Annotated in this window: 20 protein-coding genes; 11 read left to right on the top strand and 9 right to left on the bottom strand. The window is 68.1% G+C overall.

The features are described from left to right. Window positions 1–100: 100 nt before the first annotated feature. A complete protein-coding gene (locus GQ57_RS36825; RefSeq protein WP_031397169.1) occupies window positions 101–721 on the bottom strand; it encodes a LysE/ArgO family amino acid transporter in 621 nt (206 codons plus the stop codon). A 108-nt stretch (window positions 722–829) separates the two neighbouring features. Between GQ57_RS36825 and GQ57_RS36820 the strand changes: the two genes are divergently transcribed. Beyond that, window positions 830–1,723 carry a LysR family transcriptional regulator ArgP gene (locus tag GQ57_RS36820; RefSeq protein ID WP_031397170.1) on the top strand — a complete coding sequence of 298 codons (894 nt, stop codon included), beginning with the start codon at window positions 830–832 and terminating at the stop codon, window positions 1,721–1,723. 48 nt (window positions 1,724–1,771) lie between these two features. Here GQ57_RS36820 and fnr read toward each other — a convergent pair whose 3' ends face one another. The 3 genes from fnr to GQ57_RS36805 form a co-directional block, all read right to left on the bottom strand. Continuing rightward, window positions 1,772–2,518, bottom strand: coding sequence for a fumarate/nitrate reduction transcriptional regulator Fnr (fnr, locus tag GQ57_RS36815; protein WP_031397171.1), 747 nt, complete (start codon window positions 2,516–2,518; stop codon window positions 1,772–1,774). A gap of 103 nt (window positions 2,519–2,621) precedes the next feature. Further along, window positions 2,622–3,089, bottom strand: coding sequence for a universal stress protein (locus GQ57_RS36810; protein WP_034200475.1), 468 nt, complete (start codon window positions 3,087–3,089; stop codon window positions 2,622–2,624). Between the two features lie 537 nt (window positions 3,090–3,626). Continuing rightward, a complete protein-coding gene (locus tag GQ57_RS36805) occupies window positions 3,627–4,037 on the bottom strand; it encodes a DUF3005 domain-containing protein (RefSeq protein WP_031397174.1) in 411 nt (136 codons plus the stop codon). A gap of 277 nt (window positions 4,038–4,314) precedes the next feature. On the opposite strand from GQ57_RS36805, the gene GQ57_RS36800 reads away from it, so the two are divergent. After that, the gene (locus tag GQ57_RS36800; RefSeq protein ID WP_031397175.1) at window positions 4,315–4,548 is read left to right on the top strand and encodes a hypothetical protein; all 234 of its coding nucleotides are present in this window, start codon (window positions 4,315–4,317) and stop codon (window positions 4,546–4,548) included. A gap of 137 nt (window positions 4,549–4,685) precedes the next feature. Then, window positions 4,686–5,606, top strand: coding sequence for a serine O-acetyltransferase EpsC (gene epsC / locus GQ57_RS36795; protein WP_034200474.1), 921 nt, complete (start codon window positions 4,686–4,688; stop codon window positions 5,604–5,606). A gap of 37 nt (window positions 5,607–5,643) precedes the next feature. Here epsC and GQ57_RS36790 read toward each other — a convergent pair whose 3' ends face one another. From GQ57_RS36790 to GQ57_RS36780, 3 genes are all read right to left on the bottom strand, one after another. Next, window positions 5,644–6,447, bottom strand: a complete 804-nt coding sequence (locus GQ57_RS36790) for an SDR family oxidoreductase (RefSeq protein ID WP_034200473.1) — start codon at window positions 6,445–6,447, stop codon at window positions 5,644–5,646. Further along, window positions 6,447–7,079 carry a GTP cyclohydrolase I FolE gene (gene folE / locus GQ57_RS36785; protein WP_031397178.1) on the bottom strand — a complete coding sequence of 211 codons (633 nt, stop codon included), beginning with the start codon at window positions 7,077–7,079 and terminating at the stop codon, window positions 6,447–6,449. Before folE ends, GQ57_RS36790 begins: the two co-directional genes overlap by 1 nt. A gap of 89 nt (window positions 7,080–7,168) precedes the next feature. Next, entirely contained in the window at window positions 7,169–8,095 is a 927-nt protein-coding gene (locus GQ57_RS36780; protein ID WP_031397179.1) for a LysR family transcriptional regulator, read from the bottom strand. Between the two features lie 116 nt (window positions 8,096–8,211). Between GQ57_RS36780 and pobA the strand changes: the two genes are divergently transcribed. The 7 genes from pobA to GQ57_RS36745 all read left to right on the top strand — a co-directional run bounded on the left by pobA (window position 8,212) and on the right by GQ57_RS36745 (window position 15,140). Continuing rightward, window positions 8,212–9,444: a 4-hydroxybenzoate 3-monooxygenase gene (gene pobA, locus GQ57_RS36775; RefSeq protein WP_034200472.1), complete on the top strand. Its 1,233-nt coding sequence runs from the start codon at window positions 8,212–8,214 to the stop codon at window positions 9,442–9,444. Between the two features lie 142 nt (window positions 9,445–9,586). Further along, complete coding sequence (locus tag GQ57_RS36770; RefSeq protein WP_031397181.1) at window positions 9,587–10,303, top strand: 3-oxoacid CoA-transferase subunit A; 717 nt, start codon at window positions 9,587–9,589, stop codon at window positions 10,301–10,303. Window positions 10,304–10,317: 14 nt separating this feature from the next. After that, complete coding sequence (locus GQ57_RS36765; protein ID WP_031397182.1) at window positions 10,318–10,974, top strand: CoA transferase subunit B; 657 nt, start codon at window positions 10,318–10,320, stop codon at window positions 10,972–10,974. Between the two features lie 88 nt (window positions 10,975–11,062). Further along, complete coding sequence (locus GQ57_RS36760; RefSeq protein WP_031397183.1) at window positions 11,063–12,436, top strand: 3-carboxy-cis,cis-muconate cycloisomerase; 1,374 nt, start codon at window positions 11,063–11,065, stop codon at window positions 12,434–12,436. Then, window positions 12,436–13,221, top strand: a complete 786-nt coding sequence (gene pcaD / locus GQ57_RS36755) for a 3-oxoadipate enol-lactonase (protein ID WP_034200471.1) — start codon at window positions 12,436–12,438, stop codon at window positions 13,219–13,221. Before GQ57_RS36760 ends, pcaD begins: the two co-directional genes overlap by 1 nt. 10 nt (window positions 13,222–13,231) lie before the next feature. Further along, a complete protein-coding gene (gene pcaC, locus GQ57_RS36750; RefSeq protein ID WP_031397185.1) occupies window positions 13,232–13,618 on the top strand; it encodes a 4-carboxymuconolactone decarboxylase in 387 nt (128 codons plus the stop codon). Window positions 13,619–13,781: 163 nt separating this feature from the next. After that, a complete protein-coding gene (locus GQ57_RS36745; protein WP_034200470.1) occupies window positions 13,782–15,140 on the top strand; it encodes an MFS transporter in 1,359 nt (452 codons plus the stop codon). Between the two features lie 66 nt (window positions 15,141–15,206). On the opposite strand, the gene GQ57_RS36740 is transcribed toward GQ57_RS36745, so the two are convergent. Then, the gene (locus GQ57_RS36740; RefSeq protein WP_031397187.1) at window positions 15,207–15,455 is read right to left on the bottom strand and encodes a hypothetical protein; all 249 of its coding nucleotides are present in this window, start codon (window positions 15,453–15,455) and stop codon (window positions 15,207–15,209) included. Between the two features lie 110 nt (window positions 15,456–15,565). Beyond that, window positions 15,566–16,183, bottom strand: coding sequence for a LysE family translocator (locus GQ57_RS36735; RefSeq protein ID WP_031397188.1), 618 nt, complete (start codon window positions 16,181–16,183; stop codon window positions 15,566–15,568). Between the two features lie 201 nt (window positions 16,184–16,384). On the opposite strand from GQ57_RS36735, the gene GQ57_RS36730 reads away from it, so the two are divergent. Beyond that, the coding region (locus GQ57_RS36730) for a transposase (RefSeq protein ID WP_052001618.1) at window positions 16,385–16,584 on the top strand (200 nt) is incomplete at its 3' end.

The following is a 16,584-nucleotide window of genomic DNA, read 5'->3' as shown; positions in this document are numbered from 1 at the left end:
AGGCGGGGAGGGCGATGGGGAAAACGGAGTCGCCACCCGTTCGGGACGCCGGGGCGCCGGGGGCGGGCGGCCCGCGGCCGCCCGTGCAACGGCGAGCCGGTCAGCGCAACTGCACGGCCGCGAGAAACAGCACCATGCTGCCGATCGCGCCGTCCAGCACGCGCCACGCAAGCGCCTTGCGGAACCACGGCGCGAGCAGTCGCGCACCATAGCCGAGCCCGAGGAACCACACGACGCTGACGGTCATCGCGCCGATCGCGAACGCGAACCGCGCCCCTTCCGGCTCGCGTGCGCCGGCCGTGCCGATCAGCAGGAACGTGTCGAGGTACACGTGCGGGTTGAGCCACGTGAACGCGAGCGTCATCAGCACGACCGCCATCGCGCTTTGCGGCGGCGGCGCGACCGCGTCGCCGCGCACGTCGAGCGTGGCGTGGCCCGGCTTGAACGCGCGGCGCAGCGCGTTGATGCCGAACCACGCGAGATACGCGAGGCCGACGTACAGCACCGCATGGACGAAGGTCGGATAGCGTTCGACGAGCACCGACGCGCCGCCGACGCCCGCGCCGATCAGGATCATGTCGGACAGCGCGCACAGCAGGACGATCTTGCCGACGTGCGAGCGCATGATGCCTTGCCGGAGCACGAACGCGTTCTGCGCGCCGATGGTGACGATGAGCGATGCACACAGCGCGAGGCCGTGGGAAAAAGCGAGCCAGTTCATGGTGGGGAAGCGGTAGCAGCAGTAGACGGATGAATCGGGTAGCGCTAGTCTGCGGTCGGCATGAGAATAAGAGAAGCTAAATCACCTAATGCAGATTAAGGAAATCTAATGCTCGACTACGCGTTGCTCGATGCCCTCGCGGCCGTCATCCGCCACGGCTCGTTCGAGCGTGCGGCCAAGGAGCTGAACGTCACGCCGTCGGCCGTGTCGCAGCGCGTGAAGCTGCTGGAGGAGCGGGTCGGCAGCGTGCTCGTCAGGCGCGGGCAGCCGTGCGTCGCGACGACCTCGGGCGCGCTGCTGTGCCGGCACACCGAGCGCGTGCAATTGCTGGAGGCCGAGCTGGGCGGCCGGATGCCGGCGCTGCCGGGCCAGATCGCGAGCGCGTGGCCGACGCTGCGCGTGGCCGTCAACGACGACAGCGTCGCGACGTGGTTCATCGACGCGGTCGGACCGTTCTGCACGGAGCGCGAGACGTTGCTCGACCTCGTGATCGACGACCAGGACTACACGGCCTCGCGTATTCGCGACGGAAGCGTGCAGGGCGCCGTGACCGCGCAGGCCGAGCCGATCCAGGGGTGCCGTTCGGAGCGGCTCGGGCGCATCCGCTATCGCGCGGTGTGCTCGCCGGCGTTTTACGAACGCTACTTCGGCGCGGGCATCACGCGCGATGCGCTGCGCCGCGCGCCGTGCGTGATGTTCAATCCGAAGGACGGGCTGCAGGCGCGTTTCATCCGGCGCGTGACGCGCGCGGATCTCGATCCGCCGCAGCACTGGATCCCGCACGTCGCGGGCTACCTGCGCGCGTGCGAAACGGGGCTGGGATGGGGAATGTGTCCGGACCGGATGGTCGATCGCCAGCTGGATGCGGGCGAACTGGTCGACATGTCGCGCGGGCGCACCGTCGACATCGACCTGTACTGGCAGAGCTGGCGCCTGTCGATCGGCTGGCTCGACGATTTCAGCGCGGCGCTGAAGGCGCGCGCCGCGCTGTTTCTCGATTGATCGGCGGCGCGACGGGGGCGGCGCGCGAGAAGCGCGCGCCGGGCGGCGTCAGACGTGCTGCAGGCCGTCGAAATCGATGATCTGCACGTGGCGGCCCTGCATGCCGATCAGGCCGCGCTTCTGGAATTTGGACAGCGTGCGGCTGACCGTTTCGAGCGTCATGCCGAGGTAGCTGCCGATGTCCTCGCGCGTCATCCGCAGGTTGAATTCCGACGGCGAGTAACCGCGCTTCAGGTAGCGCGACGATACGTCGAGCAGGAAGGCGGCGACCCGCTCTTCGGCATTCAGCGAACCGAGCAGCATCGTTTGCGACGTTTCGCGCACGATCTGTTCGCTCATCAGCTTGTGCATGCGCAACTGCATCGAACCGGCTTCCGAGCACAACGCCTTCAGCGCGCTGTACGGAATCACGCAGACGGAGCTGTCTTCCAGCGCGACCGCGGTGCGCGGATGCGTGTCGTCGCAGATGCCGTCGAGACCGAGCGCCTCGCCCGCGAGATGCAGCCCGGTGACCTGCTCGCGGCCGTCATGGCGCGTGGCGACGGTTTTCAGCGAACCCGAGCGCACCGCGTACAGGTTGTCGAATGCGTCGCCTTCGCGGAACAGCGCTTCGCCGCGCTTCACGGGGCGCGCCGCGCAGATGACCGACTCGAGGCGACTGAGCGCTTCGGGCGCCAGGCCCTGCGGCATGCACAGGTGCCGCATTGCGCATGTCGAGCAGTGCGCGGCCTGGCGAGGAGCCCAGCTGCCGGCGTGAGGCGAGGCGGCGGGACGTGTAGCGACGGGCGTCAGCATGATCGTTTACTCCGGCGTTGAATCGACTGAATCATTGTCCCACCGCAAGTTGCCGCTGTCGGGTGACAAAACGTCGCGACGGGCCGCGCATGCCGCACACCGCTCAGGCGGCCGGCGTGTGGTCGTTGGCGGCCGCCGGAATCAGCAGCACGGGCAGCGTCGCATGCCGCACGCATTGCTCCGCGATGCTGCCGAGCACGAGGCGGCGGAAGCCGCGGCGGCCGTGCGTACCGAGCACGAGCAGATCGGCGCCGAACGCCTTCGCGCCTTCGAGGATCAGCGACGACACGTCGTTGAGCGACGTCGCCTCGTTCAGCCGCGTCTCGCCCTGCACGCCCGCGGCCTGCATCTGTTTCGTGAATTCCTTCGCGAGTTCGTTGCCTTGCGCGACGAGCTGATCGCGCAGCACGGACGGATCGTAGCCGGGCACGTTGTAGTAGATCGCGGCGTTCTCGACGACGTAGAACGGCTGCAGCTCGGCGCCGTGCGCTTTCGCGAGCGCCAGTGCGGCATCGAACGCATGGCGGGACGTGTCGCTGCCGTCGACGGCAACCAGAATACGCTTGTACATAGTGTCTCCGAGTGGCGGGTTGAAACGAAGCCGGCCGGATGGCCGATCGGGTCGGGCAATGCTGCGAGGCAGAGTAAACCAACGGCGGGGACTTTGCAGCGAGGTGCCGCGCGGCGCTGAACTGCACGCGCCGCACGACTCGAGCACGGTCGTTGCGCGCGTCGCCTGCGAGAACGCATGCGCGGCCATCGAAGGCGCGCATCGCGCGGGTAGGCGGGCACGCCGATCGCATCGCTATGGCGCGATCGTCACGGACGCACGCATCGCATGTCTTGCATGTATCGCACGCGTCACGCGCATCGCACGCATCGCCAGCCGCCATTCAATCGCAGCCGCGCCGTCTCGCCATGACTTCGATCAATGCAGGTGCATCCACGCGATCCGCGCCCGCATGAAACCGCCGATGCCGCCGCGCGGAATCGTTCGCCTGGACGGCGTGCGTGCGCCGGCGCGCGGTGCGGGCGCACCGATCCGCGGCCATCGGGCAGCGACCCGTGCCGGCATGCAAACGAACGACCGATTCAAACGCCGCGCCGGCTACCTCGGCACGACCGTCAGTTCGAAGACGCGTTCCGGCCGCGGCTGGTGGCCGGGCCAGTAGGCGCTGCCGTACATCCGGTGGACGGGGCCGAACGGCGCGTCGCCGGCGGGCGGCGGCGTGTCGAAGCCTTTCTCGATCACCATGTAGCCGGCCCGCAGCGCGAACGCCGGATGATTGCCGCCCGGGCGGCTGTCGAAGCCGGCGAAGCCGTCACCGGCTTCCGGCATCGCATTGACGAGCGACGCGTTGCTGCGCGTGATCTGGTCGGGCGAGATCGGCCCGCCGCCGGCGAGGCGCGACGCCTCGCGGTTCTTGCCGTCGGTGTCGACCGTGCTGTCGTGCGTGTCGTCGTTGTCGAGCTCGATGCTGCGCGGTTGCGAACGACCGGTTTGACCGGATGATTCCATCGCGGCTCTCCTCGCGGCGAAGCACTCCGGATCGAAGCAAATCCCGTTCCGGGCATGACGGGAAAGGGCGCGCGGGCGATCGCCGCGGTCGCGTGACGCGCACTGATTTGTCGTGATTTATTTCAGCTAGAAGACCCATTTTCTACAGAGTATGATTCTTTTCCTGCGACGCGGCGACAGGGATTCGGTCGTGCCGCCTCTGCCCGCGCCGGGGGCGCCGCAGCACCCTCAAGACGGGTAGTGAACAACAAGGCAAGGGACTAGAGGTGGCGGATTCATGCAAGCGACTACTGCCTTCACGCACCGCGGTTATCTGTTGAACTGCGCGCCCGCGCGCGCCAGTGACGGTTCGTTCAAGCCCTACGTCGTGATCTCCCGATCGAGCGACGGGGAACTCGTCGCGAACCGTTTCTTCCCGATCGAACTCCAGTTCAACGACGAAGACGCCGCGATCGCGCACGCGCGCGACTGGGCCGTGCGATGGATCGACGCGAGCACCATCTCGATATGACGCCGCCGCGATCCGGCGCCCTCGGCCGTTCGGCCGATCCCCGGTGCGCCGCTTCCGCACGAAAAACGCGGTAATCTTGCGGAACCCGTCACTTTATTAGCGGCCGTGCGACCGAGCGCAGCCGCCTGCATTGACATATGTCGACATCACCCTCCCGTCAATGGGGCCTTGAAGCCATCGTCGCCGGCTTGCGCGAGTCGCGCGAGGAACTCCACCGCACGCGTCATCCGCGCGGCATCCGCGAACTGCCGTCGCGCGATGCGATCTGCAAGATTGTGACCGGCCTGCGCGCATCGATGTTTCCGACGCACTACGGCGCGCCGGACCTGACCGACGAAAGCGTCGATTTCTACGTCGGCCACACGCTCGAAAGCACGTTGCGCATTCTGTCCGAGCAGATCCGCCGCGCGCTGCCGTTCCTGCCCGAACACGCGGATACGCCGTTCGCCGAGCTGGACGAACGCGCGTTCGAGATCGCGCGCGAATTCGGCCGGCAGTTGCCGGAGATTCGCGCGCTGCTCGTCAGCGACATCCAGGCCGCGTATGCGGGCGATCCGGCCGCGCAGCACGTCACCGAGATCCTGCTGTGCTATCCCGGCGTGCTGGCGATGATGCACCACCGGCTCGCGCACGCGCTGCACCGGCTCGGCGTGCCGCTGCTCGCGCGGTTCATCAACGAAATCGCGCACTCGGCCACCGGCATCGACATCCACCCGGGCGCACGGATCGGCCCGAGCTTCTTCATCGACCACGGCACGGGCGTCGTGATCGGCGAGACGGCGATCATCGGCGAGCGCGTGCGCGTGTACCAGGCCGTCACGCTCGGCGCGAAGAGCTTCCCGGCCGACGGCGAGGGCGCGCTGGTCAAGGGCAACGCCCGGCATCCGATCGTCGAGGACGACGTGGTGATCTATGCGGGCGCGACGATCCTCGGCCGCGTGACGATCGGGCGCGGCTCGGTGATCGGCGGCAACGTGTGGCTCACGCACAGCGTGCCGCCCGGCACGAGCGTCGCGCAGGGCAAGGTGCGCGAAGGCGGGAGCGCCGAGAAGCCGTAACGCGGCGCGCGGCCGAGGGCCGCCGCCCCGCGTGCGGTCAGTGCTTGCCGGCGGGCGAGCGGTGCTTGTACAGCACGTCCTGGTCGACGCGGATCAGGTTCTGCCCCGCGTCGACGACGAAATCCACGCCGTTGTAGGCGTTGCCCGTGAGCAGCAGGATCGCGCTCGCGACGTCGTCGGGGCCGGCGATGCGCGCGAGCGGCGTCGACGCGCGGCTCGCGTGCTCGAAATCGGCCTGCGTCTGGTCGTCGCTCGGCAGCATCAGCCCCGGGAATACCGCGTTCACCCGCAGCACGGGGGCGGACGACAGCGCGAGCATCTGCGTGAGGTTGCCGAGCGCGGCCTTCGCGACCGTGTAGCTGAAATGGTCGCGGTGAAAGTTTTCCTTGATCTTCTGGTCGACCACGTTCACGACCACCCCTTGCGTGCCGGCCGCGCGGGCCCGTTCGTAGAACGCGCGGGTGAGCAGGATCGGCGCGCGGCAGTTCACGGCCCACGCCTGGTCGAATGCCGCGAGGTCGAAGCGCGGGAAGTGGTCCTGCCAGAACACCGACGCGTTGTTGACGAGCACGTCGAGGCGCCCGAAGCGCGCATAGACCTGGTCGATCAGCGCGGTGATCTGCTCGGCGTCCGACAGGTCGGCCTGCAGCGCCTCTGAATCCTGCCCGCGTTCGGCGATCGCGCGGGCCGTGGCCTGCGCAGCATCGGCCGAACGGTCGTAATGCACCGCGGTGCGATAGCCGTGCGCGGCGAAATACTCGGCGAACGCGCGCCCGGCCCGGCGCGCGGCGCCGGTCACGAGCACGACGGGCGCGGGCGCCGCTTGCTTCGTCGGCTCCATTACGTGTTCGTCAGGTTGACTGAGGACGGGTTGGCGACGATCGACAGGAATTCGCGCCGCGTCGACGGATCGGTACGGAACGTACCCAGCATGCGCGACGTGACCATCTCGACGCCCGGCTTGTGCACGCCGCGCGTCGAGATGCACTGGTGCGCGGCCTCGAGGATCACGCCCACGCCCTTCGGCTGCAGCACGTCGAACAGCGTGTCGGCGATCTGCACGGTCATCTTTTCCTGGATCTGCAGGCGCTTCGCGAACGCGTCGACGAGGCGCGCGAGCTTCGAGATGCCGACCACGCGATGGTTCGGCAGATACGCGACGTGCGCGCGGCCGATGATCGGCACCATGTGGTGCTCGCAGTAGCTCTCGAAGCGGATGTCCTTCAGCACGATCATTTCGTCGTAGCCGTCGACTTCGCTGAACGTGCGCGCGAGGATGTCGCGCGGCTCCAGCGCATAGCCGGCGAAGAACTGCTCGTACGCGCGCACGACGCGTGCGGGCGTGTCGATCAGGCCTTCGCGCGCGGGATCGTCGCCGGCCCAGCGCAACAGCACGCGGACCGCGTCTTCGGCTTCTTCGCGGCTCGGCCGGGTGGCGGCCGGTTCAGGCCGTGCGGACTTCTTTTTACCCATCTATCTGCTCCGTTGAATGCGGCCGCCGGGGCGGCGCGTGATCCGGGCATTGTTTCATGCTTTCGGGGCGCGTGTGTGGGGCCCGGCGCTCACTTCGGCCATTCGTCCTGTTCGTCGTTGAACAGCGACGCGACGACCCCGCGCAGCCACGCGGTGCGCGGATCGTTGTGGTACTTGCGATGCCAGTGCTGCTTCAGGTCGAAGCGCGGCAACGCGAGCGGCGGCTCGACGGGCACGATGAACGCGTGCTCGGCCGCATACGCATAGCCGATCGCATGCGGCACCGTCGCGATCAGGTCGGTGCGGCTCAGGATGAACGGCAGGCTCATGAAGTGCGGCGTCTCGAGCACCGCGCGGCGCTGCATGCGCTGCTTCGCGAGATATTTCTCGAGCACCTCCTGGCTGCGGCCTTCGGCGCGCACCACCGCATGCCCGCACGCGAGGAACTGCCCGACCGTGAACGGCGGCGTCCGCTCGAGCGGATGGCCGCGCCGCATCAGGCAGACGAACCGGTGCGTGAACAGACGCTGCTGGAAGAAGTTGTTGCCGTCGAGATCGGGGAAGTAGCCGACCGCGAGATCGATCGACCCGGCTTCGAGGCCGCGCCCGACTTCGTCGTGCGCGAGCGAGACCGAACGCAGGTTCGCGTGCGGCGCGCGCGTCGCGAACGCCTGCAGCAGCTTCGGCAGGAACACGATCTCGCCGACGTCCGACAGCGCGATCGAGAACGTATGCGTGCTCGCGGCCGGGTCGAAGTCGTGCGGCGCGACGAGGCCGCGCTCGATCTGCGCGAGCGCGTCGCGCGCGGCCGGCAGCAGCGCGAGCGCGCGCGGCGTCGGCTCCATCCCGCGCGACGTGCGCACGAACAGCGGATCGCCGAAGTAGTCGCGCAGGCGGCCGAGCGCCGTGCTCACGCGCGGCTGGCTCACGCCGAGCAGGTCGCCGGCGCGGCTCACGTTGCGCGTGTCGTCGAGCGCGACGAGATAGGGAATCAGGTTCAGATCGAGCGTATCCATCGCCGGGCCAGTATCTTCAAAACGTATACAACATATCTCCTGAATCGCGTTGCCGCATAGTCGGGAAAGCGCTCAAATGTGTTCCATTATTCGAACCAATGTTCAGGAGACGAACAATGCGCACCCAAGTCGCGATCATCGGCGCCGGTCCGTCCGGCCTTCTGCTGTCCCATCTGCTGCGCCTGCAGGGCATCGATTCCATCCTCGTCGAAGCGCGTTCGCGCGAGTACTGCGAGAACCGCATCCGCGCCGGCGTGCTGGAGCAGGGGACGGTCGACACGCTGAACGAAGCCGGCCTCGGCGACCGGATGCGCCGCGAGGGGCTCGAGCATCACGGCATCGAGCTGCTGTTCGACGGCCGGCGCCACCGCATCGACCTGTCCGCGCTCACCGGCGGGCGCGCAATTACCGTCTACAGCCAGCACGAGGTCGTGCGCGACCTGATCGTGGCCGGCGTCGAGCATGGCCATCCGATGCATTTCGAAGTCGGCGACGTTGCGCTGCACGACGTCGAGGGCGAGCACCCGTTCGTCACGTTCACGCATGCCGACGGCCGCGCCGACCGCATCGACTGCGACTACATCGCCGGCTGCGACGGCTTCCACGGCATCGCCCGCCAGACGATCCCGGCCGACAAGCTGAACACCTTCGAGCGCGTCTACCCGTTCGCCTGGCTCGGCATCCTCGCCGATGCGGCGCCGTCGCTCGACGAACTCGTGTACGCGCATCACGACAACGGTTTCGCGCTGTTCTCGATGCGCTCGCCGACGGTCACGCGCCTGTACCTGCAGTGCAAGCCCGACGAGGATCTCGCCGAATGGTCCGACGCGCGGATCTGGGACGAACTGCACACGCGTTTTTCGAACGACACGGGCTGGACGCCGGCCGAGGGCCGGATCACGCAGAAAAGCGTGACGCCGATGCGCAGCTTCGTGTCCGAGACGATGCAGCACGGCCGCCTGTTCCTTGCCGGCGACGCCGCGCACATCGTGCCGCCGACCGGCGCGAAGGGGATGAACCTCGCGGTGGCCGACGTCCGCGCGCTGTCCCGCGCGCTCGGCGCACGCTACCGCAACGGCGACGCGACGCCGCTCGACACGTATTCGGCGACCTGCCTCGAACGCGTGTGGCGCGCCGAGCACTTCTCGTACTTCATGACGAACATGCTGCATGCGTCCCCGGAGGATTCGCCGTTCGTCAATCGCCTGAAGGTTGCCGAGCTGAAGTACGTGACGCGCTCGCGGGCCGCCGCGCAGTCGCTCGCCGAAAACTACGTCGGGCTGCCGTTCGACGACGCCGCGGCCTCCGAGGCAACCCGCCTTGACAACGCGCTGTGCACGACCCTATGATCGGCCATCGTTCGCTAATCGAATCTAGGTTCGAATAGTGAACAAATGCCGGAGTCGATATCGGCCCCGGCGCGGCACGCGGCACGCGCGTGTCCCCTCGACAGGCCGCGCATCGTGCCGCGGGTTCGTATCAGGAAGAGACATGGTCAACAAGATTTTCGAATCGCTTCAGTCGGCGGTGGCCGACATCCACGATGGCGCGACCATCATGATCGGCGGCTTCGGCACGGCCGGCATGCCGTCGGAGCTGATCGACGCGCTGATCGCGCAGGGCGCGCGCGACCTGACGATCGTCAACAACAACGCGGGCAACGGCGAGACGGGCCTCGCGGCGCTGCTCAAGGCGAAGCAGGTGCGCAAGATCATCTGCTCGTTCCCGCGCCAGAGCGATTCGCAGGTGTTCGACGGGCTGTACCGCGCGGGCGAGATCGAGCTGGAGCTGGTGCCGCAGGGCAATCTCGCGGAGCGCATCCGCGCGGCGGGCGCCGGCATCGGCGGCTTCTTCACGCCGACGGGCTATGGCACCCGGCTCGCGGAAGGCAAGGAAACGCGCGTGATCGATGGCAAGCCGTACGTGTTCGAGACGCCGATCCACGCCGATTTCGCGCTCGTGAAGGCGTACAAGGGCGATCGCTGGGGCAATCTCGTGTATCGCAAGACGGCCCGCAACTTCGGGCCGATCATGGCCAGCGCCGCGAAGGTCGCGATCGTGCAGGTGTCGGAAGTCGTGCCGCTCGGCGGGCTGAATCCCGAGCACATCGTGACGCCGGGCATTTTCGTGCAGCGCGTCGTCGAGGTGCCCCAGCCCGCACACTCGGCCGAGCTGGCCGCCGAACACGCCGCACCGCAAGCCGCCTGACCGAGGATACCGACATGAAACGACTGACCCGCGACGAAATGGCCAAGCGCGTAGCGCAGGACATCCCCGAAGGCGCATACGTGAACCTCGGCATCGGCGTGCCGACGCTGGTGGCGAACCATCTCGACCCGAGCAAGGAAATCTTCCTGCACAGCGAGAACGGGCTGCTCGGCATGGGCCCCGCGCCCGCGCCCGGCGAGGAAGACGACGAACTGATCAACGCCGGCAAGCAGCACGTGACGCTGCTGACCGGCGGCGCGTATTTCCATCATGCGGATTCGTTCGCGATGATGCGCGGCGGCCACCTCGACTACTGCGTGCTCGGCGCGTTCCAGGTGTCGGCGACCGGCGATCTCGCGAACTGGCATACCGGCGCGCCCGACGCGATTCCGGCCGTCGGCGGCGCGATGGATCTCGCGATCGGCGCGAAGCAGGTGTTCGTGATGATGGAGCACCTGACCAAGCAGGGCGAGAGCAAGATCGTCGCGCAGTGCTCGTATCCGGTCACCGGCGTGCAGTGCGTGAGCCGCATCTACACGGATCTCGCGGTGCTCGACGTGACGGCCCAAGGGCTGGCCGTGAGCGAGATCTTTACCGACCTGTCGTTCGACGAGCTGCAGAAGCTGACCGGCGTGCCGCTGATCGACGCGACGCAAAAGGCCGCCGCCTGAACCGCGGGCGTGCCGGCGCGTGCGCTCGTGCGCACGCCGGCGCGCCCGGGTGGACAATAGGCGCACGCCGTTTCCCCCATCCGATGCCATGCTTGAAGACAGCGCCCGCCTGACCTCCCTCATTTGCGGCACCGAGCCGCTCAACCGGATCTGGTCGCCTCGCGCGACGATCCAGCGGATGCTCGACGTCGAGGCCGCGCTCGCGCGCGCGCTCGCCGCGCAGCAGGTGATTCCCGCTGCCGCGGTGGCGCCGATCGAGCGCGCGTGCGACGCCGGCCGGCTCGACGCCGACGCGCTCGCGCGCGATGCGGCCCTCGGCGGCAATCTCGCGATTCCGCTCGTCAGGCAGCTCACCGCGCAGGTGAAGGCCGACGACCCCGAGGCCGCGAAGTTCGTGCACTGGGGCGCGACGAGCCAGGACATCATCGATACCGCCACCGTGCTGCAGTTGCGCGATACGCTCGACGTGCTCGAGCCGATGCTCGACGCGACCTGTGCGTCGCTCGCGGCGCTCGCGCGCACGCATCGCGCGACGCCGATGATCGGCCGCACGTGGCTGCAGCAGGCGCTGCCGATCACGCTCGGCCTGAAATTCGCGCAATGGCTCGACGCGCTGCTGCGCCATCGCGCGCGCTTCGCCGAGTTGCGCACGCGCGCGCTGGTGCTGCAGTTCGGCGGCGCGGCGGGTACGCTGGCCAGCCTGCGCGAGCACGCGAGCGGCGTGACGGCCGCGCTGGCCCTCGACCTGCGGCTCGCGGCGCCGGCCGTGCCGTGGCATACGCAGCGCGACCGCATCGCGGAAGCCGCGTCCTGCTTCGGCATGCTGACGGGCACGCTCGGCAAGATCGCGCGCGACGTGGCGCTGCAGATGCAGACCGAAGTCGGCGAGCTGGGCGAACCGGCCGCCGCCGGCAAGGGCGGCTCGTCGACGATGCCGCACAAGCGCAATCCGGTCGGCTGCGCGGCGGTGCTCACCGCCGCGGTGCGCGCCCCGAACCTCGTCGCGACGGTGTTCGCGGGGATGGTGCAGGAGCACGAGCGCGCGCTCGGCGGCTGGCAGGCAGAATGGGACGCGTTGCCCGACCTCGCGCGCCTGACGGGCGGCGCGCTCGCGCAGATCGCGCAGATCGTCGCGGGCCTCGACGTCAACACGGAGCGCCTGGCCGCGAACCTCGACCTGACGCGCGGGCTGATTCTCGGCGAAGCGGTGATGCTCGCGCTTGGCGACAAGATCGGCCGCCTCGATGCGCATCACGTCGTCGAGCACGCGTCGAAGGAGGCGGTGCGCACGGGTGCGACGCTGTTCGACGTGCTCGCCGCCGATGCGACCGTGTCGGCCCACCTGTCGCGCGACGCGCTCGCGCGGCTGCTCGATCCCGCTCATTACGTCGGCGAGGCGCACGCCTGCGTCGACGCCGTGCTCGCGTTGCACGCGGGCGCGCAATCACCAGGAGAACACTGATGCCCTTCGCCACTGTCAACGGCGTGAAACTGCACTACCGGATCGACCGTGCCGCGCGCGACGACGCGCCGTGGCTCGTTTTCTCGAATTCGCTCGGCGCCGACCTGCAGATGTGGGCGCCGCAGATCCGCCCGCTCACGCAGCACTTCAACATCCTGCGCTACGACACGCGCGGCCACGGCCAATCCGAGGCGCCGGCCGGCTCGTACACGATCGAGCAGCTCGCCGGCGACGTGATCGGCCTGCTCGACCACGTCGGGATCGCACGCGCGCATTTCTGCGGAATCTCGATGGGCGGCCTGACGGGCGCGGCGCTCGCCGCACGCCACCCGTCGCGCATCGTGCGCGCGGTGCTGTCGAACACCGCCGCGAAGATCGGCACGCCCGAAGTGTGGACGCCGCGTGCGCAGAAGGCGCGGGCCGAAGGGATGGCCGCGCTGGCCGACGCCGTGCTGCCGCGCTGGTTCACGGATGCGTTCGTCGAGCGCGAGCCGCGCCTCGTCGACGCGATCCGCGATACGTTCGTGCATACCGACAAGGACGGCTACGCGGCGAACTGCGACGCGCTGAACGCGGCCGACCTGCGCGAGGAGGTGAAGGGCATCGCGCTGCCGGTGCTCGTCGTGACCGGCGCGAAGGACATGTCGACGCCGCCCGACCAGGGCCGCGCGCTCGCCGCCGCGATTCCCGGCGCACGGCACGTCGAATTCGACGCCGCGCACATCTCGAACATCGAGTGCACCGACGGTTTCAACCGTGCGCTGCTCGACTTCCTGACCGCGTGAGGCGATGGCGATGGATGAGCAAGAACGTTACGAAGCCGGGATGCAGGTGCGTCGCGCGGTGCTCGGCGATGCGCATGTCGACCGTTCGATCGCGAACCGCACCGAGGTGACCGACGAATTCCAGAACCTGATCACGCGTTATGCATGGGGCGAGATCTGGACGCGCGACGGCCTGCCGCGCCATACGCGCAGCCTGCTGACCATCGCGATGATGGTTGCGCTCAATCGCGGCGAGGAGCTTGCGCTGCACCTGCGCGCCGCGCGCAACAACGGCGTGACGCGCGACGAGATCAAGGAAGTGCTGCTGCAGACCGCGATCTATTGCGGCGTGCCGGCCGCGAATTCCGCGTTCCATCTCGCGGACAGGATCTTCAAGGAACAGGATGACGCCGCCTAGGCGCGGCAGGCCGGGCGCCTGAGGCGACCCGGCCGGGCGGCCCCGCCGACGCAGGCGGGCCGCCGACGATGACGAACGTGCCGGCAGAGTATCGGCGCGTGAACAGCGGAAAGGCGCGGCCCCGGGGGCCGCGTTTCGAATCAATACAGACAGGAGACTCGCGATGAATCGCGCACCCGTGGTCGACGTCCAGACCTTCATCAACGAGCAGCCGTTCGGCGGCTTTCAATGGCTCGTGTTCCTCATGTGTTTCGTGATCGTGCTGCTCGACGGCTTCGATACGGCCGCGATCGGCTTCATCGCGCCGTCGCTGCTCGGCGAGTGGAACCTGACCAAGCCCGATCTCGCGCCCGTGCTGAGCGCCGCGCTGTTCGGCCTCGCGTGCGGCGCGCTCGTGTCGGGCCCGTTGTCCGACCGGCTCGGGCGCCGCGTGCTGCTGCTGGGCTCGGTGTTCCTGTTCGGCGTCGCGTGCCTCTGTTCCGCGTTCTCGACGACTATCGGGCACCTGACGATCCTGCGTTTCGTCACCGGGGTCGGCCTGGGCGCGGCGATGCCGAACGCGGTCACGATGATGGGCGAATTCTGCCCGGACAAGCGCCGCGCGACCGTGATCAACCTGATGTTCTGCGGCTTTCCGCTCGGCGCGGCGTTCGGCGGCTTCCTGGCCGCGTGGATGATTCCGCATTTCGGCTGGCGCAGCGTGCTGGTGCTCGGCGGCGTGACGCCGCTGCTGCTCGGCGTGCTGTTGCTGCTGAAGATGCCGGAATCGGTGCGCTTCATGGTTGCGACCGGCCAGGCCGTCGACAAGATCCGCGCGACGCTCGCGCGCATCTCGCGCGATGCGCTCGACGCCGGCTCGTTCGCGATGACCGAAGCCGCGCCGCAGACCGGCAGCAAGGGCCTCGGCGTCGTGCTGTCGCGCTCGTACATCGTCGGCTCCGTGATGCTGTGGCTCGCGTACTTCATGGGCCTCGTGATTTTCTACGCATCGATCAACTGGATGCCGATCCTGCTGAAGGATGCCGGCCTGACGCCGAAGAGCGCGACGCTGATCTCCGCCCTGTTCCCGCTCGGCGGCGTGGGCGCCGTGCTGTGCGGCGTGCTGATGGATCGCTTCAACGCGAACCGCGTGATCGCCGTGTGCTACGCGCTGACGGCCGTCAGCGTGTATGCGATCGGGCAGGCGGCCGGCAACGTCGGGCTGCTCGTGCTGATCGTGTTCGTGGCCGGCGTGCTGATGAACACCGCGCAATCGTCGATGCCCGCGCTTGCCGCCGCGTTCTATCCGACCGAGGGGCGCGGCACGGGGGTGGCGTGGATGCTCGGCGTCGGCCGCTTCGGCGGGATCGCGGGGTCGTTTCTCGTTGCCGAGCTGACGCGCCGGCACTTCTCGTTCGCGGGCGTGTTCGCGACGATCGCCGTTGCGGGCGTGCTCGCGTGCGTCGCACTGCTGATCAAGCAGACGGCGCGGCCGCACGGTGTTGCGCAGCCGGTCGGCAAGATCGAATCGCTCGGGCATTGAGCCGCCCGATGCGCGAATGCGCGGCGGGCCGCTAGTGCGGCCTGCCGATGCGGCGGCGTCGCGCCGCTACTCCTCGGCGTCGTGTTCCTTGACGAAATTGCGCAGATACGCGCGCAGCGCGGCTTCCCGGCCGCGATGATCGGCGAGGTTCGCGGCGCCCATCTCCTCCTCGTCGCCGAACAGTGTCGGCGGCGCGCAGTAAGTGCCGATTTCGATGTTCTCGCGCAGCACGCGGATGTCGTGCGTGAGCGGGTGATACTCGGCGATCCAGTGCATCCCCTCGATGTGTTCGCCCGTCCTCAGCAGTGGCTTCATCGGCTTTCTCCGACAGCAGCGGCGCAACCGCGGAAGCGGCCGCGCGCGCCCGGACTGAAAGCGTACGCCTGCGTCGCACGAATCTCAACGGGCGCGCGGTGAGCGCTGACTCACTGTTGCAGCAGGTGTGCGACCAGCGGATACAGGGACAGGACCAGCAGGACGGCCATCGTCACGTTGAAGAGGCGCAGTGCGCGCGGATTCGACAGGAAGCGCCGCAGGCCGAGGCCGAACGCGGCCCACAGGCTGATGCACGGAAAGCCGACCAGGATGAACACGACGGCCATCCACGCGGCGTTCATCCCGTAGTCGGCGGACAGGCGGACCGTCGTCGCGGCGGTCAGCACCATCATCCAGGCCTTCGGATTGACCCACTGGAACGCGGCGGCTTCGATGAACGTCATCGGCCGCGACTTGGCGCCGTGCGCCTTCACTTCGCCGGACGTGCCGATGCGCCAGGCGAGGTACAGCAGGTACGCGACGCTGGCGGCTTCGAGGATCGTATACAGCAGCGGCGCGCGCTTGAACGCTTCGCCGAGACCGAAGCCGACGCACAGCATCAGGATCGCGACGCCGATGCTGATGCCGAACAGGTGCGGCACGGTACGTCGGAATCCGAAATTCACGCCCGACGCGAGCAGCATCGTGTTGTTCGGGCCAGGTGTGATCGTCGTGACGAGGGCGAACAGCATGCCGGCGGGCAGCGCACTCAGGGTGAGGAATTCCATCGCGGATTCTCCATTCGGTTTTAGGCTGGGATGGAGGTCAGTTTAGCGACAGTGATCGGTACAGTACCGGTACAGTTGGATGGATGGTGGCCGGTACGATGGGGGGCTTGTGGAAGAGACGTCCACGGCCTCAATCTGTTGACGTTGAACAAAAGGAGAAATTTCAGAGGCGGTGTGACCTGCGGCGGATCGTGTAGACAAATGGCAAGTGAGTTCCCTTATCCTAAAGGCAAGGAGAACTCGACGAAGAAGCGACACACCGACGAACAGATCATCCGCATTCTGCGGGAAGCCGAGAGCCGCGAAGAGCCGGTGAAAGATCTGTGCAGGCGGCACGACATCACGGAGCAGACGTTCTACCGGTGGCGAAACAAGTTCGGCGGTATGGATGTGGCCGAAGC

This window comes from Burkholderia sp. MSh2, from assembly GCF_000731655.1.
Classification (GTDB): Bacteria; Pseudomonadota; Gammaproteobacteria; order Burkholderiales; family Burkholderiaceae; genus Burkholderia; species Burkholderia paludis.
This window is presented reverse-complemented; position numbering and strand designations above follow the sequence as displayed.